Annotated in this window: 13 protein-coding genes and 1 pseudogene; 5 read left to right on the top strand and 9 right to left on the bottom strand. The window is 54.9% G+C overall.

Going from position 1 to position 16,333, the window contains the following annotated elements; all coding sequences use genetic code 11:
* Positions 1 to 62 precede the first annotated feature (62 nt).
* Entirely contained in the window at positions 63 to 626 is a 564-nt protein-coding gene (locus tag ACXUPB_RS12720; RefSeq protein ID WP_008956401.1) for a hypothetical protein, read from the top strand.
* A 124-nt stretch (positions 627 to 750) separates the two neighbouring features.
* A pseudogene (locus tag ACXUPB_RS12715) lies at positions 751 to 1,283 on the top strand (cytochrome b).
* A gap of 5 nt (positions 1,284 to 1,288) precedes the next feature.
* On the opposite strand, the gene ACXUPB_RS12710 reads toward ACXUPB_RS12715, so the two are convergent.
* The 3 genes from ACXUPB_RS12710 to ACXUPB_RS12700 all read right to left on the bottom strand — a co-directional run bounded on the left by ACXUPB_RS12710 (position 1,289) and on the right by ACXUPB_RS12700 (position 5,420).
* Positions 1,289 to 2,470 carry a vWA domain-containing protein gene (locus tag ACXUPB_RS12710; RefSeq protein WP_179915881.1) on the bottom strand — a complete coding sequence of 394 codons (1,182 nt, stop codon included), beginning with the start codon at positions 2,468 to 2,470 and terminating at the stop codon, positions 1,289 to 1,291.
* Between the two features lie 3 nt (positions 2,471 to 2,473).
* Positions 2,474 to 3,328, bottom strand: coding sequence for an AAA family ATPase (locus ACXUPB_RS12705; protein ID WP_035557178.1), 855 nt, complete (start codon positions 3,326 to 3,328; stop codon positions 2,474 to 2,476).
* Positions 3,329 to 3,437: 109 nt separating this feature from the next.
* On the bottom strand, positions 3,438 to 5,420 hold the full coding sequence (locus tag ACXUPB_RS12700) for a sigma-54-dependent Fis family transcriptional regulator (RefSeq protein WP_179915883.1): 1,983 nt from the start codon (positions 5,418 to 5,420) through the stop codon (positions 3,438 to 3,440).
* Positions 5,421 to 5,708: 288 nt separating this feature from the next.
* Here ACXUPB_RS12700 and ACXUPB_RS12695 point away from each other — a divergent pair, with 288 nt between their 5' ends.
* The 3 genes from ACXUPB_RS12695 (at position 5,709) to ACXUPB_RS12685 (ending at position 9,773) form a co-directional block, all read left to right on the top strand.
* A complete protein-coding gene (locus ACXUPB_RS12695; RefSeq protein ID WP_472952712.1) occupies positions 5,709 to 7,523 on the top strand; it encodes an NAD(P)/FAD-dependent oxidoreductase in 1,815 nt (604 codons plus the stop codon).
* 30 nt (positions 7,524 to 7,553) lie between these two features.
* The gene (locus ACXUPB_RS12690; RefSeq protein WP_350359356.1) at positions 7,554 to 8,630 is read left to right on the top strand and encodes a 2,3-butanediol dehydrogenase; all 1,077 of its coding nucleotides are present in this window, start codon (positions 7,554 to 7,556) and stop codon (positions 8,628 to 8,630) included.
* A gap of 546 nt (positions 8,631 to 9,176) precedes the next feature.
* Complete coding sequence (locus tag ACXUPB_RS12685; protein WP_339934689.1) at positions 9,177 to 9,773, top strand: OmpW/AlkL family protein; 597 nt, start codon at positions 9,177 to 9,179, stop codon at positions 9,771 to 9,773.
* A gap of 154 nt (positions 9,774 to 9,927) precedes the next feature.
* Here the strand turns inward: ACXUPB_RS12685 and pepQ are convergent, their stop codons facing one another.
* From pepQ to ACXUPB_RS12655, 6 genes are read right to left on the bottom strand one after another with little or no spacing between them, the layout of a single operon-like run.
* Positions 9,928 to 11,226 carry a Xaa-Pro dipeptidase gene (gene pepQ, locus ACXUPB_RS12680; RefSeq protein WP_350359355.1) on the bottom strand — a complete coding sequence of 433 codons (1,299 nt, stop codon included), beginning with the start codon at positions 11,224 to 11,226 and terminating at the stop codon, positions 9,928 to 9,930.
* A gap of 43 nt (positions 11,227 to 11,269) precedes the next feature.
* Positions 11,270 to 12,181 carry a LysR family transcriptional regulator gene (locus ACXUPB_RS12675; protein WP_035557189.1) on the bottom strand — a complete coding sequence of 304 codons (912 nt, stop codon included), beginning with the start codon at positions 12,179 to 12,181 and terminating at the stop codon, positions 11,270 to 11,272.
* A 49-nt stretch (positions 12,182 to 12,230) separates the two neighbouring features.
* The gene (locus ACXUPB_RS12670; RefSeq protein WP_374730571.1) at positions 12,231 to 13,304 is read right to left on the bottom strand and encodes an ABC transporter ATP-binding protein; all 1,074 of its coding nucleotides are present in this window, start codon (positions 13,302 to 13,304) and stop codon (positions 12,231 to 12,233) included.
* Positions 13,301 to 14,317, bottom strand: a complete 1,017-nt coding sequence (locus tag ACXUPB_RS12665) for an ABC transporter ATP-binding protein (protein WP_339886136.1) — start codon at positions 14,315 to 14,317, stop codon at positions 13,301 to 13,303. Before ACXUPB_RS12665 ends, ACXUPB_RS12670 begins: the two co-directional genes overlap by 4 nt.
* 7 nt (positions 14,318 to 14,324) lie before the next feature.
* Positions 14,325 to 15,281, bottom strand: a complete 957-nt coding sequence (locus ACXUPB_RS12660; protein ID WP_179915888.1) for an ABC transporter permease — start codon at positions 15,279 to 15,281, stop codon at positions 14,325 to 14,327.
* The gene (locus tag ACXUPB_RS12655) at positions 15,278 to 16,327 is read right to left on the bottom strand and encodes an ABC transporter permease (RefSeq protein WP_335596250.1); all 1,050 of its coding nucleotides are present in this window, start codon (positions 16,325 to 16,327) and stop codon (positions 15,278 to 15,280) included. Before ACXUPB_RS12655 ends, ACXUPB_RS12660 begins: the two co-directional genes overlap by 4 nt.
* Positions 16,328 to 16,333 lie beyond the last annotated feature (6 nt).

Here is a 16,333-nt window from a genome sequence, read left to right as displayed (position 1 = left end):
GCTGTCAAAACGGTGATGTTTGCTCTAGGCTTGCGGGTTTTTAGTCGGTGAGGATGATTCAAATGAAGGTCGTACACGTTAACGCAGAGGCCCAGCGCAACGCCTGTCTGGCGCGATTATGCGCTGAGGTTTACGGACAAGAGGCGGGTCTTACGCCGCTGGTCGTGTTCACCGGCACCTGCAGTGTGTTTTTTCCGCAAGAAGCAGCGCGGCTGTTTGCTGCCGTTGACGGCCAGGGTAAACCCCAAGCGCTGGCGCTGCTAGTGCTGGACGAGGAGGGCGAGGGCATGACGGTGACTCACGCCTGCGCGCTTGACCAAGCAGATTCCAAGCAGCGTTTGATCAGCGAACTTACTTTGAAAGCCCCGCTACGTGTCGAAGTGGATAACGCCGAACAAGAAGCGTTCTATAAAAAAAGTGGCATTAAGCGCTGGTTCGGCGGGGTGGATGGAAAGCGTATTGGCTTGGGCGCTCGCCATCCTGCCAAGAGTATTCGCGAATTGGCGCCTACCCTGGTGTTGGATGAAGCGCTTATTCTGCGTCGCTTTAAGCATGACCCTAAGACGTTTGAGGCTGCCAAGCAGGCCTTTTTGAAGGGTTTAAACGATTTTCCGCAGTCGCTTTAACAGCCCTTGGGAACGCTGCGTTCCAGTTTGTGCAACCAAGTTGCACGTTGTTGCCATGTTATTTACGTGTTGCCCCGATAAAATAAGCATCACGACTAGCTTATTAAAAGAAGGGAGAAGCTGCATGGCATCACCGATAATGGATAACAGTCAACGTTACGGTGCGATTAGCCGCTTGTTGCATTGGGGGATGGCGCTACTGTTTGCTTGGCAGTTTACGAGTGCCACGGCGCACTGGCTTTTTCCGGACACACCCTTTGAAGCGTTCTTCTGGGGAACCCATTACCCAGTGGGTGTATTGCTACTGACCTTAGTCGTACTGAGAACGATATGGGCGTTAGCCAATGCGTCGCGTCGCCCGCCATCGGTGAGCGTTATGGCAAAGCTGGCCATCTTGCACTCTACGGCTTGATGATCGCGATTCCGACGATTGCACTTATTCGCCAGTACGGTTCGGGCCGTTCGCTTGAGGTGTTTGGCATTACGCTGATGTCAGGTTTTGAGGGCGAGGAGATCACCTGGATGACGGATCTCGGCGGTTTGCTCCACGGTGAGCTGGGCTGGACACTGCTGGCGCTGATCGTAGGGCACATCGTGATGGCCATTTTGCATCGCAAGCTGACTCACCACGACGTGCTAACGCGCATGGCCGGATAATTAGACTACTTCTTTGCTAGCTCGCGCATGGCGGTTTCCAGGCCCTCCATGGTCATGGGGTACATACGGTCTTCGATAATCTCACGAATGAGCGCAGTCGAGTAGGTGTACTCCCAGGCCCGGGGCGGCATCGGGTTAAGCCACGCCAGGCGAGGAAACGTTTCGCATAAACGCTTAAGCCACACGCCGCCCGCTTCGTCGTTAAAGTGCTCTACGCTGCCGCCTGGGTGGGTGACCTCATAGGGCGACATGGCCGCATCGCCGACAATCACTACCTGGTAATCCGCACCGTAGGTGTGCAATACATCCATGGTCGGGATCCGCTCGTTACCCCGACGCATATTGTTTCGCCAAACCCCTTCGTAAAGGCAGTTATGGAAGTAGTAGTGCTCCAGATGCTTGAACTCTGAGCGGGCGGCAGAGAACAGTTCTTCGCAGACGCGAATATGGTCATCCATCGAGCCGCCCACATCCAAAAACAGCAGCACCTTCACCGCGTTATGGCGCTCTGGGCGCATCTGCACGTTGAGTAGCCCGGCATCTTTGGCGGTTTCGCGGATGGTACTATCCACATCGAACTCGTCCTGCGCGCCCTGGCGGGCAAACTTGCGCAGCCGCCGCAGCGCCATCTTGATATTGCGGGTGCCTAGCTCCAGCGAATCATCGTAATCCCGAAAGCGTCGCTCGTCCCAGACCTTGGTGGCGCGGCGGTGGCGCGAGCCATCCTGACCAATACGAATGCCCTCTGGGTTGTAGCCGTAGGCCCCGAAAGGGCTAGTGCCACCGGTGCCGATCCATTTATTGCCCCCCGCGTGGCGCTCTTTTTGCTCCTCCAGGCGTTTTTTAAACGTTTCGATGAGTTCTTCAAGGCCACCCAGAGATTCAATCTTGGCTTTCTCTTCGTCGGTCAGCTGCTTCTCAAACTCCCGTCGCAGCCAGTCATCGGGGATTAGCGCCTCAATGGCGGCGTCCATGTCCTCGAGGCCTTTAAACCAGGCGGCGAAGGCACGATCAAAGCGGTCAAAGTGGCGCTCGTCTTTGACCATCACCGTGCGGGCCACCTGATAGAAGGCCTCCATGTCGGCGAACACCACGCCGCGTTCCACCACGGCGTGAAGATCCAGCAGCTCGCGCAGCGATACCGGAACGCCCGCGCGCTTTAACGTCTCAAACAGGCCGATAAACATGGCTTAGCGGCCTGTGCCTTTCTGACGACGGATCATAAACGCCAAGCGCTCGAGCAACTGGGTGTCCTGCTCGTTTTTGACCAGGGCGCCGGCCATCGGCGGCAGCGCTTTGGCCGGGTCGCGGTTGTAGAGCGCTTCTTGAGCAATATCGTCAGCCATCAGTAGCTTGAGCCAATCGACCAGTTCAGACGTTGACGGCTTTTTCTTAAGGCCTGGCGCTTTACGCAGCTCGAAAAATACCTCTAGGGCTTCGCTGACAAGCCGGGAGGCGATATCCGGGAAGTGCACATCGACAATCGCCTGCATGGTCTCGCGGTCGGGGAACTCGATGTAGTGGAAAAAACAGCGGCGCAGGAACGCATCCGGCAGCTCTTTTTCATTATTCGAGGTGATGATGATAATCGGGCGCTGCTCGGCGCGGATGGTTTCGCCAGTTTCGTAAACGTGAAACTCCATACGATCCAGCTCTTGGAGCAGGTCGTTGGGAAATTCGATATCGGCCTTGTCGATCTCGTCGATCAATAACACCACGCGCTCGTTGGCGGTAAAGGCTTCCCACAGCTTGCCGGGCTTGATGTAGTTAGCGACATTCTCTACACCTTCAACGCCTAGCTGAGAGTCACGCAGGCGGCTGACGGCATCGTACTCGTATAAACCCTGGGCCGCCTTGGTGCTGGATTTGATATGCCAGGTAATCAACTGGGTATCAAGAGACTCGGCCAGTTCTTCGGCCAGCAGGGTTTTGCCGGTGCCCGGCTCGCCTTTGATCAATAGCGGTCGTTCGAGCACCACGGCAGCATTCACCGCCTGCTTAAGCGCATCGGTTGCGATATAGGAAGAAGTGGAGTCAAACGCCATGGGAGAGCCTCGGCTTGTCGAAAGCGGGTTTATAAATGGATAAACGAGTTCAAACAAGTGTACGTGAGGGTAAACCCCAAGGCCAACTAGCGGATTAACACATTTGCGCTTAGCCCTGCCAATTTGGCGGCACTATGCCTTGGCGCTGCATTTGCCGGTACACGGTAGGCCGCGAAACCCCGAGAGCGCGGGCTACCGCGCTAATGTTCCAGTGCTGCTCCTTGAGCATTTCCAGCAATGTGTGATCAGTGTCGCGACCAGCGTCTGCAGGCTGGAAAGTTGCCTGCTGCGTGATGCGCTGGCTTAGGCACTGCTCGGGTAGGTCATGTACGGTGATTTCGTCGCTTTCTGAGGTGGCCAGTGCAAAGGCCAGCGCATTCTTTAGCTGGCGGATATTACCGGGCCAGGCATAGGCGAGCAGGGCGCTGATGGCATCGGCCCGCAGGCGCGGTGATTGGTTGGAGGCTCGCTCTTGGATGATGTCGTCAAATACACGGCGGATAACGTAGAGCTTATCGGCGCGGTCGCGTAGCGCGGGCAGGCGCAGTTGGGCCCCGTTAAGGCGGTAATAGAGATCTTCGCGGAACTCACCTTGCTGGATCATCGCATCGATATTGCGATGAGTGGCGGTAATCACCCGAATATCGACCTTCTCGGGCGTATTGGCACCCAGTGGCATGACTTCCCGTTCTGCCAGCACGCGCAGCAAGCGGGTTTGCAGGGCCAGCGGCATATCGCCGATTTCATCTAAAAACAGTGTGCCGCCGTGGGCCTGGGGGATCAGCCCGCGCATACCTTTGGCGCGCCCGCCGGTAAAGGCGCCGGGCTCGTAACCAAACAGCTCGCTTTCGATCAGCGCTTCGGGAATGGCGGCACAGTTTACCGCGATAAAGGGGCCTTTAGATCGGTTGCCGCTGTCATGCAGGGCACGGGCAACGACCTCTTTGCCGGTGCCGGTTTCACCGCTAATCAGTACATTGACGCTGGCTTCGTTGCGCAGCCGCTCAGCCAGCTTCTGCACTTTGCGCATGGCTGGGTCGTCGGCACCGAGGCGTACCAGTGCTTCCGGCAGGCTGGAGGGGAGCGATTGCGCTTGCTGAGCAAGTCGAGGACGGCGCGGCTCCAGCAGGCTAATAAAGTAAATCGTGTTGTCGACCCTGGCGCGAAAAGCACGCAGTTGATCGTCGGTGGCGCTATTAATGCTGAGCACATCGGCGATCTCGCACTCGAATAGCTCCCCCAGCATTGGGGTGTGATGGGCTGACCAGGGTGGCCAACGGCGCTGGTGTTCACTTATCAGATCACGACCCACTGCGTTGGCAGCAATCACTTGCCCGTTCTCTTCAATAGCGATGAGTCCGCGTCCATTTACATGCACAAACTCTCGCGAGGTATCCAGGCGCACCATTAGGCAGTCACGGTAGCGCTGGAGAAAATAGGCGTCCTCGATCATTCGTGCGTAGAGCGTCACCAGCGAAAGGCTAAAATTTTGGCTCTCATGCTGGGTAGGCGATTGCAGCGCGGAGATATCCAGCACGGCCATGACGTTGCCCTGGGGGTCGGCGATGGGCGCGGCAGTACAGGTAAGCGAAATATGCGAGGCGTCGAAGTGCTCCTGGCGGTGGCAAATAATCGCTTGGCGGTCGTGCAGGCAGGTGCCCACGGCACAGGTACCCGCGAAGCGTTCGTCCCAGTCGGCACCGAGATAAAGGCCCGCTTTGCGCAATTGCTGGTCTTGGTTGGGGTCGCCACGAAACTCGACGGTTATCCCGCGGTGGTCGGTGAGCAGTAGCACGTAGCCTAGTTGCGCAATTTGCTGATAAAGCTGGTCAACCCCGGCTCTTGCCACGTGCAGTAGTTCATCCACGGATTCCCGGTGCTCGATCAGGATTTGTTGAGGCACCACCCGGGCTGGGCGTGGCTGGGTGGGATCGAGCTGGTACTCGTTTAGGCAGCGCAGCCAGGAGCGTCGAATGGTTTGCTGGGCCGGTAGCTGCGGAACTTCCAGGCCTTCGCCGAGCTGGAAAATATGCTCGATATGTTGGCGCTGGACGGATGGCAGCCGTGCAGGCCGGGGCGATGGAGTAGGCATGGCGTGGTTCACCGTGGGGCTTGTTATTGTCCTTCCAGCCTATGCGCTCTGGCGTGGGTGTCAACGCAGCGCTATTACGCCGTTAGTCGTGCGTTACACCTGTAACGTTGTTTACAACTAGATGTGACAGGTGTACGCCTTAGGCAACGCCTAATCGACAACTGTTTTTTTAAATTTATTCATATTTTTCATATGCTTGTGGTTTATCTGAAATGATTGGCACGGCGGGTGCTTAGAGTTGAGTGTCTCACCAGCAATTCAACAATAACAAACGATGGAGTACTCGCTATGTCCGAGATACCGGCACAAACCCAGCAAACCGCCACGGCTATTGTCCAAGGGTGGCTGAGTGATTTTGATAACGCGCTGCAAGGCCAGGATATTCAGCGTGTTTTGTCGCTATTTAATGAGGAGTGTTACTGGCGCGACTTTGTAACCTTTACCTGGAATTTAAAAACCTGTGAGGGAAAAGACGCTATTCAGGCCATGCTCAATGCCACCCTGGAGAACGTGCGTCCTTCGAACTGGCAGCTAGAAGGCGAAGCTGCCCAGAACGGCGACACCAGTGAGGCGTGGTTTACCTTTGAGACAGCGGTCGCCAGCGGCAAAGGCTACTTGCGCCTTAAAGACGGCAAATGTTGGACGCTGTTAACCACCATGCAGTCACTGCACGACTTTCCCGAGCCGCGTAACCACAACCGCCCAAAAGGGGCCGAGCACGGGGCCAATAAGCAGCGTGAAACCTGGTTAGAGTCACGGGAGCGCGAAGAGGCAGAGCTTGGCTACACGCAGCAGCCGTATTGCGTTGTTATTGGCGGAGGCCAGGGCGGTATTGGTTTGGGCGCGCGGCTGAAGCAGATGGGCGTGCCGACCATTATTATCGAGCGCAACGAGCGAGCCGGTGACTCCTGGCGCAAGCGCTATAAATCTCTCTGCCTGCACGACCCGGTGTGGTACGACCACCTACCCTATATTCCCTTCCCGGAGAACTGGCCGGTGTTTGCACCGAAAGACAAGGTGGGCGATTGGCTGGAAATGTACACAAAGGTGATGGAGCTCAATTATTGGAGCTCCACTGAGTGTCAGAATGCACGCTATGACGACGCCGCAGGCGAGTGGGTGGTTAACGTTAAGCGCAACGGCGAAGAGATCACGCTACGCCCGAAACAGCTGGTAATGGCCACCGGGATGTCGGGTATGCCCAATGTGCCGACATTTCCCGGCGCAGAGAGCTTTGCAGGTGAGCAGCAGCACTCCAGCCAGCACCCGGGGCCAGATGCCTATAAAGGCAAAAAGTGCGTGATCGTGGGCTCCAATAATTCCGCCCACGATATTGCCGCGGCACTCTGGGAGCACGACGCCGATGTGACCATGCTGCAGCGTTCATCCACCCATATCGTGAAGTCGGACTCTTTGATGGAAGAGGTGCTGGGGCCGCTCTACTCCGAAGAAGCGGTGGCCAATGGCTTAACCCACGACAAGGCTGATCTGATTTTTGCCTCGATTCCCTACAAGGTGCTGCCAGATTTTCAGCGCCCGGCGTTCGAGGCAATCAAACAGCGCGACGCCGAGTTTTATCAGAAGCTGGAAGACGCGGGCTTTCTGCTCGATTTCGGTGACGATGACTCGGGGCTGTTTTTGAAGTATCTACGCCGGGGCTCAGGTTATTACATCGATGTGGGCGCCTGTGATCTGGTCGCCAGTGGCGATATCAAACTGCGCAGCGGCGTAGGGATCGAGCGTATCAACCCAAACTCCATCACACTTACCGATGGCAGCGAGCTAGAAGCAGATTTGATCGTTTATGCCACTGGCTATGGCTCCATGAACGGCTGGGCGGCGCGGCTTATCTCCCAAGAGGTGGCAGATAAGGTCGGCAAGTGCTGGGGTCTGGGCTCTGACACTACCAAAGATCCCGGTCCTTGGGAGGGCGAGCTGCGCAATATGTGGAAACCCACCCAGCAGGAGGCGCTATGGTTCCATGGTGGCAACCTGCACCAGTCGCGGCACTACTCACACTATTTGGCGCTGCAGTTAAAGGCACGCATGGAGGGGATGGAAACGCCTGTCTACGGTCTGCAGCCGGTTCATCATACGTCTTAACAGGATAGGTCTTAACAGGAAGGCAAAGCCATGAGTCAGTCGAATAATCAGCAAGCTATGCAGGCAGCGGTTTGGTACGCAGCAAAAGATTTACGCGTTGAGCAAGTTCCGGTGCCCACTATCAGCGACCCCCATGAAGTGAAGGTGAAAGTGGCTGCCTGTGGTATTTGCGGCAGTGACTTACACGAGTATGCCGCCGGGCCGATTTTTATCCCGGTGGGCAAGCCGCACCCCATTAGCGGTGAGCAGGCGCCGATCATCATGGGCCATGAGTTCGCTGGGGAAGTGGTTGAGGTCGGCGAGAAAGTCACGCGGGTGAAGGTAGGCGACCGCGTGGCCATTGAGCCGATTCTCTCACCCAATAAGGATGGCGCCTACTCAATGGAGCGCTATAACTTGACACCGCTATTGGGCTTTCATGGCCTCTCTGGCGGGGGCGGTGGCTTTTCGGAGTTCACCGTCATGGGTGAACACATGGTGCATAAGCTGCCGGATGATCTTAGCTACGAGCAAGGCGCGCTGGTAGAGCCCGCGGCGGTAGCGCTGCATGCGGTGCGCCAAAGCTGCCTGAAAGCGGGGGATAGCGCGGTAGTATTTGGCGCTGGGCCGATTGGCTTGATGACGATTGAGGCTCTCAAGGCCGCAGGCGCTGCTCAAATATATGCCGTTGAGGTCGCGCCTTCACGGAAAGCCAAAGCCGAAGCGTTAGGGGCTATTGTGGTTGACCCGCAACAGGAGGATGCGGTTGCGAAGCTACAAGTCTTGAGTGGTGGCGGGGTAGACGTGGCGTTTGAAGTCACCGGCATTCCTGCCGTGCTGAATCAGGCGCTGCATAGCACCCACGAAGGGGGTGAAGTGGTGGTGGTGAGTATTTGGGAAGGAGAGGCCAGCTTTCAGCCTAACGACCTAGTCATCCAAGAGCGCACCATGAAGGGCATTATTGCCTATCGCCATGTTTACCCCGCGGTAATGGCACTGATGCAGCGGGGTTACTTCCGCGCCGAGGACATGGTGACCCAGCGCATTCCACTGGCGGATATCGTGGAGGAGGGCTTTGAGGCGCTGCTAAACGACAAAGCCCAAGTGAAAATTATCGTGACACCCTAGCCACTATCTTGAGGATTTTTAAGCGCTAACGAACTCACATGATTCTTTGTGATGCACAAAGGCTGAAAATTGCGCAATGGTGGTGCACTTTATTTGTTGCAGTACGAGAAAGATCAATGCGAATCAAGTGGTATTATGTTAAGTTGTTGTTTTATATTTATTTTTCAAAAATTGGCACGCAGATCGCAATATATATGGCAAAGGGTGATTGAATAGAGAGGCACCATTCACTATCTAGCTTCTCTGCCTTCTTCATCCACGTTGTTACCACCTGGTAGCAACACACCGAGTGAGCTGGCGTGCTCCACCTGGGTCCCCTTCGGGGGACTTTTTTTATGCCTGTATTTTATGTCTTAGTTTGATGTTTGAGCTTTATGACCGAGTTTTATAAATAGAAAAACTATCAGAGCGCACTTTCTTATAACAATATTTCACAAGACATTTGGAAACAGTGTTCGTATACTACACTCTGTATAGGAAAGTTGGATAGCAACTACCGCAATCCGCAAGCGCAAGGAACTGCGCGCTGCAAAGAGGATGACCCTGATGAGTAATATGAAACTGATTTCTGCTGCTGTAATCGCTGCCGGTTTCGCACTGGCAAGCCAGGCGGCTCTCGCTTATAACGCTGGCGATGTATTCGTTCGTGGCGGCGTTGCCCAAACGGATACGGGGTCAGGTAATGGCAATCTGAATGGTGATTCACTGAACGTGCAGAGTGCTCGCGGCTTCACCTTTGGTGCTGGTTACCTGTTCACCGATAAGGTGGGCGTTGAGCTCAACAGCTCTGAGAAGTTCGAGCACGATCTGAATACATCTGCTTTGGGCGATGTGGGTAGCGTAGATCGTCTGCCTGTTAACCTATTAGTTAACTATTATCCAATGGGGGGTCTGGATTCCAAAGTTCAGCCTTACGTGGGTGCTGGCCTTAACTACACACGCTTCTCTGGCGAGCCTAGCGGTGTAAACGTTGATGAGAGCTACGGCGCCATCGGCCAAGTGGGCGTTGATCTGGCCGTGACTGACAATATCATGCTCAATGGCTACGCCAGCTATGCTGACGTAAACGCTGATATCAATGTGGGCGGTGAAGTCGACATTGAACCCGTCACCATTGGCGGTGGTGTTACTTACCGCTTCTAAGTTTTACTAGACATTAGCTTTACTAGATTTTAGCTTTGCATAGATTTTAGCTTTGCTAAGCCTTCTGAAATAGCACTACGCCCGGCTTTGAGCCGGGCGTAGTGCGTTGTAGAGAGGCGATTAGCAAGACGATGCAAAAAAAGTTATAGAGGGCTTATGGCGTTAAGTTAGCAAAACCGCTCTCTGTCACTGCTACGTTATCTTCGATACGAATACCGCCACAGGATGAGAGTTGGTCGACCAGCCGCCAGTTCATGGGCAGTGAGGTGTTGCGCAGCGGGTCGAGCAGCATGGCGATAAAATAGAGCCCGGGTTCAATGGTAACGACCATGCCAGGGCGCAGAGTGCGCGTAAGCCGTAGCGCTGGGTGCTGCTCTGGCGCAGGGGCGGGTGTCCCATCCGCGTGACGTAACCCGGCAACATCATGCACTTGAAGGCCCAGCGAGTGGCCCAGTCCATGAGGGCAGAATAGCCGCGTAACGCCCTCGGCAACCGCTTGATCTGCGGTGCCTTTGAATAGACCGTGGGCCACCAATATCTCAGCTAGCTGTTGATGCATTTGCTCATGTAGGGCAATAAAGTTAACGCCTGGTGCAACGCCTTTCACAAGCTCATCTTTTAAATCATGCATAGCTGTGACCAGTTCGCCAAACGCAACGGGTGCATCGGGGCCAGCGTAGGCGCGAGTAATATCAGCACAGTAACCCCGAAACCGACGACCAGCATCTACTAGCAGGCTGTAACGCCGTTTAGGCGCGTTCAGGTCGTAATGCTGGTAATGCAATACACCCGCGTGCTCATTTAAGCCGATGATGTTTTGGTAAGGTACGTTCGATTCGCGCTGACGACTGGCACCTAAGTAAGCCAATTGAATATCCAATTCACCGGAGGCGCCAATAAACGCTGCTTGCGCTGCTTGATGGCCCGCTATCGCTAGGCGGTTGGCTTCACGGATACAGGCGATCTCATAGGGCGTTTTAAATAGCCGTAATTCATTCAGTGAATTCACCAGCTGCTCAGGCTGACGTTCGGCTTGCATCGTCTGCTGATGACTGGCTGCGAGTTGGTCAGTATCACCGATAATGGCAGCATTACCGATCAAGGGTGGCGTGATTTTGTCGCTGCAAAAGTGAACATCGAAGGCGGCCACCCAAGGCTCTTCGGGAAGATGAGTGGGTAAATGCCAAAAATCGGCGGGCGCATACAAGTAGAGCTGTGGGCGCTTTTCTGGCTGAATAATCAGCCAGCTATGCTGTACATCGGCTAAGCCCACCCAGTGCATGAAATGGCCGTAAGTCTGAAAGGGGGGCGTATGATCATCAGCAAAATGCACGCTGGCATGACCACTGTAAATCACTAGGCTATCAAATCCATGTTCGCTCAACATCGACGCATAGGCGCGCTGAAGGTGGGCTATGTGATCGAGTTGCAAGTTAAAAAGAGTGCTCGACATGCAAACCGTGTCCTTTCTCAAGTAAGCTTTCTCAAAGACGGCTTCAAGTGCGTGGAGTGACGAGTTCACTCCAGAAACCGTCGAGTTCAGCGTGGTGGTGGCTTTGATGGCGATAGAGCCGTAGTTCCATCGGCACATCCCAACGGCTATCGCCTGCTCTTACCAGCGTACCTTGAGCAAGCTCTGCGGCCACGTTGCGCTCAGGCAACCAGCTCATGCCGTAGCCAAGCAGCACCAGCTCTTTAATGCCCGCCGCGTAGAGATTTTCACTCTGCGCAGTTAAGTAAGTGCTCTGTGGCAACCTAGCCAAATGGGCTTTAACCGCTGAGCCAAGCAAGCCGCGCTTTGGGTAAGCAAGCCAAGGTGCAGGTTGATGGCGAGACCCTGGTAGCAACGCACAGGGTTCTCCCTCTGCATTTAACCCAGTCACCGGAATCAGCCTTTCATGACCGATTACCCGGTAGGTGCAGGCACTGGTATCAATATCCAGATCGCAGCGCCCAATCGGCCAGTAGCAGATGGCAAGGTCGCACTCGGCCCGCGCTAACGCTTGAAAATAGTCGTTAGCTACCCAGCCGGTAGCCCGCAAATAGGGCTGTACGCGGTCTTGCCAGCCTGTAGAGGCAAGCCATTCAGGCAAAAAATGCGGTAATAGGCTTTGCGGCGCCGCCACCATAATACGCCGCTGCTGGCCAGCATTGATTTCACGCACCCGGTCTCGCGTAAGCCGCACTCGCTCGGTCACCTGTTCACACAGGGTTAAAAATTCCTCACCAGCGGGTGTGAGCGAGAGGGGTAGTGTTTGACGATTAATCAGCGTTACGCCCATCTCCTCTTCAAGCAACTTAATCCGCCGGGAGAAGGTGGGCTGGGTAACGTGTTGATCATCTGCTGCGCGGGAGAAGTGCCGCGTTCTGGCCAGGGCAATAAAATCTTCTAGCCAGCGAATTTCCATGCTCTACCTCTCAGCGCCTTGGCTCGCTGTATTTTAACGGGGAGCCTACTCATAGGCGTCCCTCTTCAACAGCGTGGCATGCGACACGGGTTCCGTCATCCTGTGTTTGCAAAAGGGGAATCTCTTGCTTACAGCGTGAATTGGCATGCGGGCAGCGGCCATGAAATACGCAGCCGCTGGGCAAATTAACCGGGGTCGGCACTTCACCGGATAGGCGAATATGCTGAGGGCGGTCATCCTTTAAGCGTGGGATCGCCGAGAGCAGCGCCTGAGTGTAAGGATGGCGCGGCTTTTCAAACAGCGTGGCCGTCGTGGCAATTTCACACACTGTACCCAAGTACATCACCGCCACACGGGTGCCAAAATGCTCGACTACGGCTAAATCGTGAGTGATGAACAGATAGGTCAGGTTGCGCTCTTGCTGAGCTTCCATTAGCAGGTTGAGTACCTGGGCTTGAATCGAGACGTCGAGGGCAGAAATAGGCTCATCGGCGACGATGAATTCAGGGTCCACGGCCAGGGCACGGGCAATCGCGATACGCTGACGTTGACCACCCGAGAACTCGTGGCCAAAACGCTTGCCCCAGTCGGGATCGATACCCACTGAGTGCATTACTTCTTCAACCTTTTCGAGGATTTTTGGCCGCTTCCAGTCAGGGTGGTGCAGGCGCAGCGGTTCTTCCAGGGTTTGCTGAATGGTCATGCGTGGGTTGAGCGACGCATAAGGGTTCTGGAAAATCATCTGCATCCGCTTGCGATACGGCAGTAACTGACGCGAGCTTAAATTATCGATACGTTGGCCATCGTAGCGAATCTCGCCTTCAGAGGGTGTCAAAAGCCCCATCACCGTACGCGCTACGGTGGACTTACCGCAGCCGGATTCGCCCACCACACACAGTGCTTCTCCGCGTTTGATGTCCAGATTTACACCGTTAATAGCATGGACATACTCTTGATGCCGCACCAGCTTGCCGCCTTTAAAGCGCAACTGATCAAGGAAATCACCCGAGAGAGAGAAGCGCTTTTTCAAATCGCGGATCTGCAGCAACGAATCAGCACTCTCTTCGTTCTGACGAGGAGTAGGCATAGGGTTTTCCGTCATGGCCTCAGCGTGCGCACTCATGAGGTTTCCTCCTTCAAACGGCGATCTTCAAGCATTTCAGCCACCATATGGCACGCCACGCGGCAATTGCCGGACTCGACAAATTCGGGCACTTGCTGGGTGCAGGCGGGGCGGGGCTGGCCATCGGCGCGATTGATAAAATCGCAGCGCGGGTGAAACGCGCAGCCGCTTGGCAGGTTAGAAAGCGATGGCATACTGCCACGAATCTGATTGAGCTTTTCACCCGGCGTTGCCATCTGCGGCAAGGCGTTGATTAGCCCTTGGGTATAGGGATGTTGCGGATCATTAATGATTTCCCGTGTCGGCCCTTGCTCAATCACCCGGCCCGCGTACATCACCAGCATGCGTTGGGTGACCTGGCTGACCACGCCCAGGTCGTGGGTAATCAGAATAAGCCCTACGTTGTGCTGCTCACAAAGATCCAGCAGCAGGGCCATGATCTCGGCCTGTATCGTTACATCAAGCGCCGTAGTGGGCTCGTCGGCGATAATGATATCGGGGTCAAGCAGCAGCGCAATGGCGATAATAATCCGTTGGCGCATACCGCCGGATAGCTCGTGAGGATACTGATCCAAACGCGTTTCCGGTGAGGGAATTTGCACCTGTTGCAACTTATCCAAGGCAATTGCGCGGGCTTCTTTGGAGGAAATACGCCGATGCGCTTTCAAACACTCAACCATTTGCTCGCCAATGGAGAGCACTGGGTTGAGCGTCATCATCGGATCTTGGAAGATCATCGAAACACGATTGCCGCGCACTTTGCGCAGGCCGCGCTCAGACATATGGTTGAGCACTTGGCCGTCAAAGTTGACGGTGCCGCCCGCAATAAAGCCTGGCTTGGAAATTAAGTTAAGCAACGAAAAAGCCGCGACAGATTTACCTGCGCCAGATTCACCGACAATGCCCAAACGCTCACCGCGCTCAAGGCTGAAACTAATGTCCCGCAAGGCGTGGACTTCACCCTGGCGCAGCGCAAAGCGGACATCAAGATTATTGACTTCAAGTAGTGCCATGGTGTCCTCAGCCTTTGTAAAGTCGTGGGTTCATGACATCGCGCAGCCAGTCACCGAGTAGATTGATCGACAGCACCAGCACGACAAGTACCGCACCAGGAATTAAGGTGATCCACCAGGAGCCGGACTGAATATAGTCAAAGCCTGATTTAATCAACGAGCCTAATGAGGGGTGTGTTTCCGGCATCCCCAGGCCCAGAAACGACAGTGCCGCTTCTGAAATAATCGCGTTGGCAATCTGTACGGTCGAGATAACGAAGATCGGCGACATGGTGTTGGGCAGCACGTGGCGGAACATAATGCGCTTGCTGCGCAGGCCCATTACACGGGCGGCGTCCACGTACTCTTTGTTTTTCTCTGCCAGCACCGAGGCGCGTACAGTGCGGGCATACTGCGGCCATTCGGCCAGTCCGATAATCAGGATCAGCATCATCACTGCGTATTGGCTATAGAAGGCGCTGCCCATGGTCGCTTTGACCAAAGCGCCTACTACGATAGCGACCATTAGCGTCGAGAAGGAGAGCTGAATATCCGCCAGCCGCATCAAAATGGTGTCGACACGCCCGCCAAGATAGCCCGCCATCAGGCCGAAAGTGACCCCTAGCAGCGCTTGCAAAATGACCGCGCCAAAGCCGATCAGTAGCGAGACGCGTGTGCCGTACAGCACAATTGACCATAAATCACGGCCTTGGGCATCGGTGCCCAAGGCATAGCGATCATCGGCGCCGTCAATCCAGAAGGGCGGCAGTTCAGATGACATGATGTCAATCTGAGCAAGGTCGTAAGGATTGGTTGGCGCTATTAGCGGTGAGGCAAAGGCGGCGATAACCATACAAATAAACACGGCCAGACAGAGCTGTGCGGTGCGGTCACGCTTGAAGCTGTACCACATATAGGAGTCGCGCACGCGCTCCCAGCGGCCGGGTGAAGCGCTCGCTTGTGAAGAATTACTTGTGGTGCTCATGCGGGCTTCCCAGTCAGTTTAACGGTGGGGTTCACCAGACCGTAGATCAGATCCACAATCGTATTGGTGACGACAAAAATAACGCCGACAATCATCAGGTAGGTCACGATTAGCGGAATATCAGCGCGGTTGATCGCATCCAAAAACATCAGGCCCATGCCCGGCCATTGAAAAACGGTCTCGGTTAAAATGGTGTACGCCACCATGGTGCCAATCTGCACACCGCCCACGGTAATCACCGGGAGCATGGTGTTTTTAAGCGCGTGAACAAAATACACGCGGCGCATAGAGATACCCTTGGCGCGGGCGTATTTAACGTACTCCGACTGCAGGACTTCCATCATTTCGGCGCGGATAAGGCGAATAAACAGCGGCAGCATGATAGAGGCCAATGAGACGGCCGGCAATACTAGATGCTGTAAGCCGTTCCAGGTGGCTAAATTGGTATCCCAGTTACCCACCACATTCACCAGATCATAACCACGACCAAAGGACGGCATATTGCCTTCGGTGGAGAAGAAGGCGTTTAACCAAGCGCCCCAGCCGGTGCTTTCTGGGAATAGCGTCACGGTAACGCCAATCGCGAAAATTTGAATAAGCACGATCGCGGTAAGAAACACGGGGATTGAAATACCGATGATCGATACACCCATGAATAGTCGCGAAATCGGTGATCGCGGTTTGATCGCGCTGTAGACCCCGATAGGTACTGAAAACAATACAATTATCAGTGTCGCCGCAAATACCAGCTCCAGGGTGGCGGGTAAGTGGCGGGCAATAACTTCTAACGCCGGTTCGCGGTAAAAATACGAGTAGCCAAAATCACCTTGAACGGCATTTTTAGCAAAGCGCGCGTATTGCACCAGGAAGGGGTCATTCAGGCCTAAACGCTCACGAATTTCTTCGCGTTCGCTTTCTGGCACTGACTGGCCGACCATCTGCTGTACGGGGTCACCCAGGTTGTCCTGAATGGCGAAGGCCAGCACGCTGATGACAAACATCACCAAAATCGCGTGCATCAGCCGCTTGATTAAAAAGGCAATCATGGCGTA

It is taken from the genome of Vreelandella sp. DA03-1M (assembly GCF_055725665.1).
Note: the sequence above shows the minus strand (reverse complement) of the source record. Positions and strands in the feature narration are given on the sequence as shown.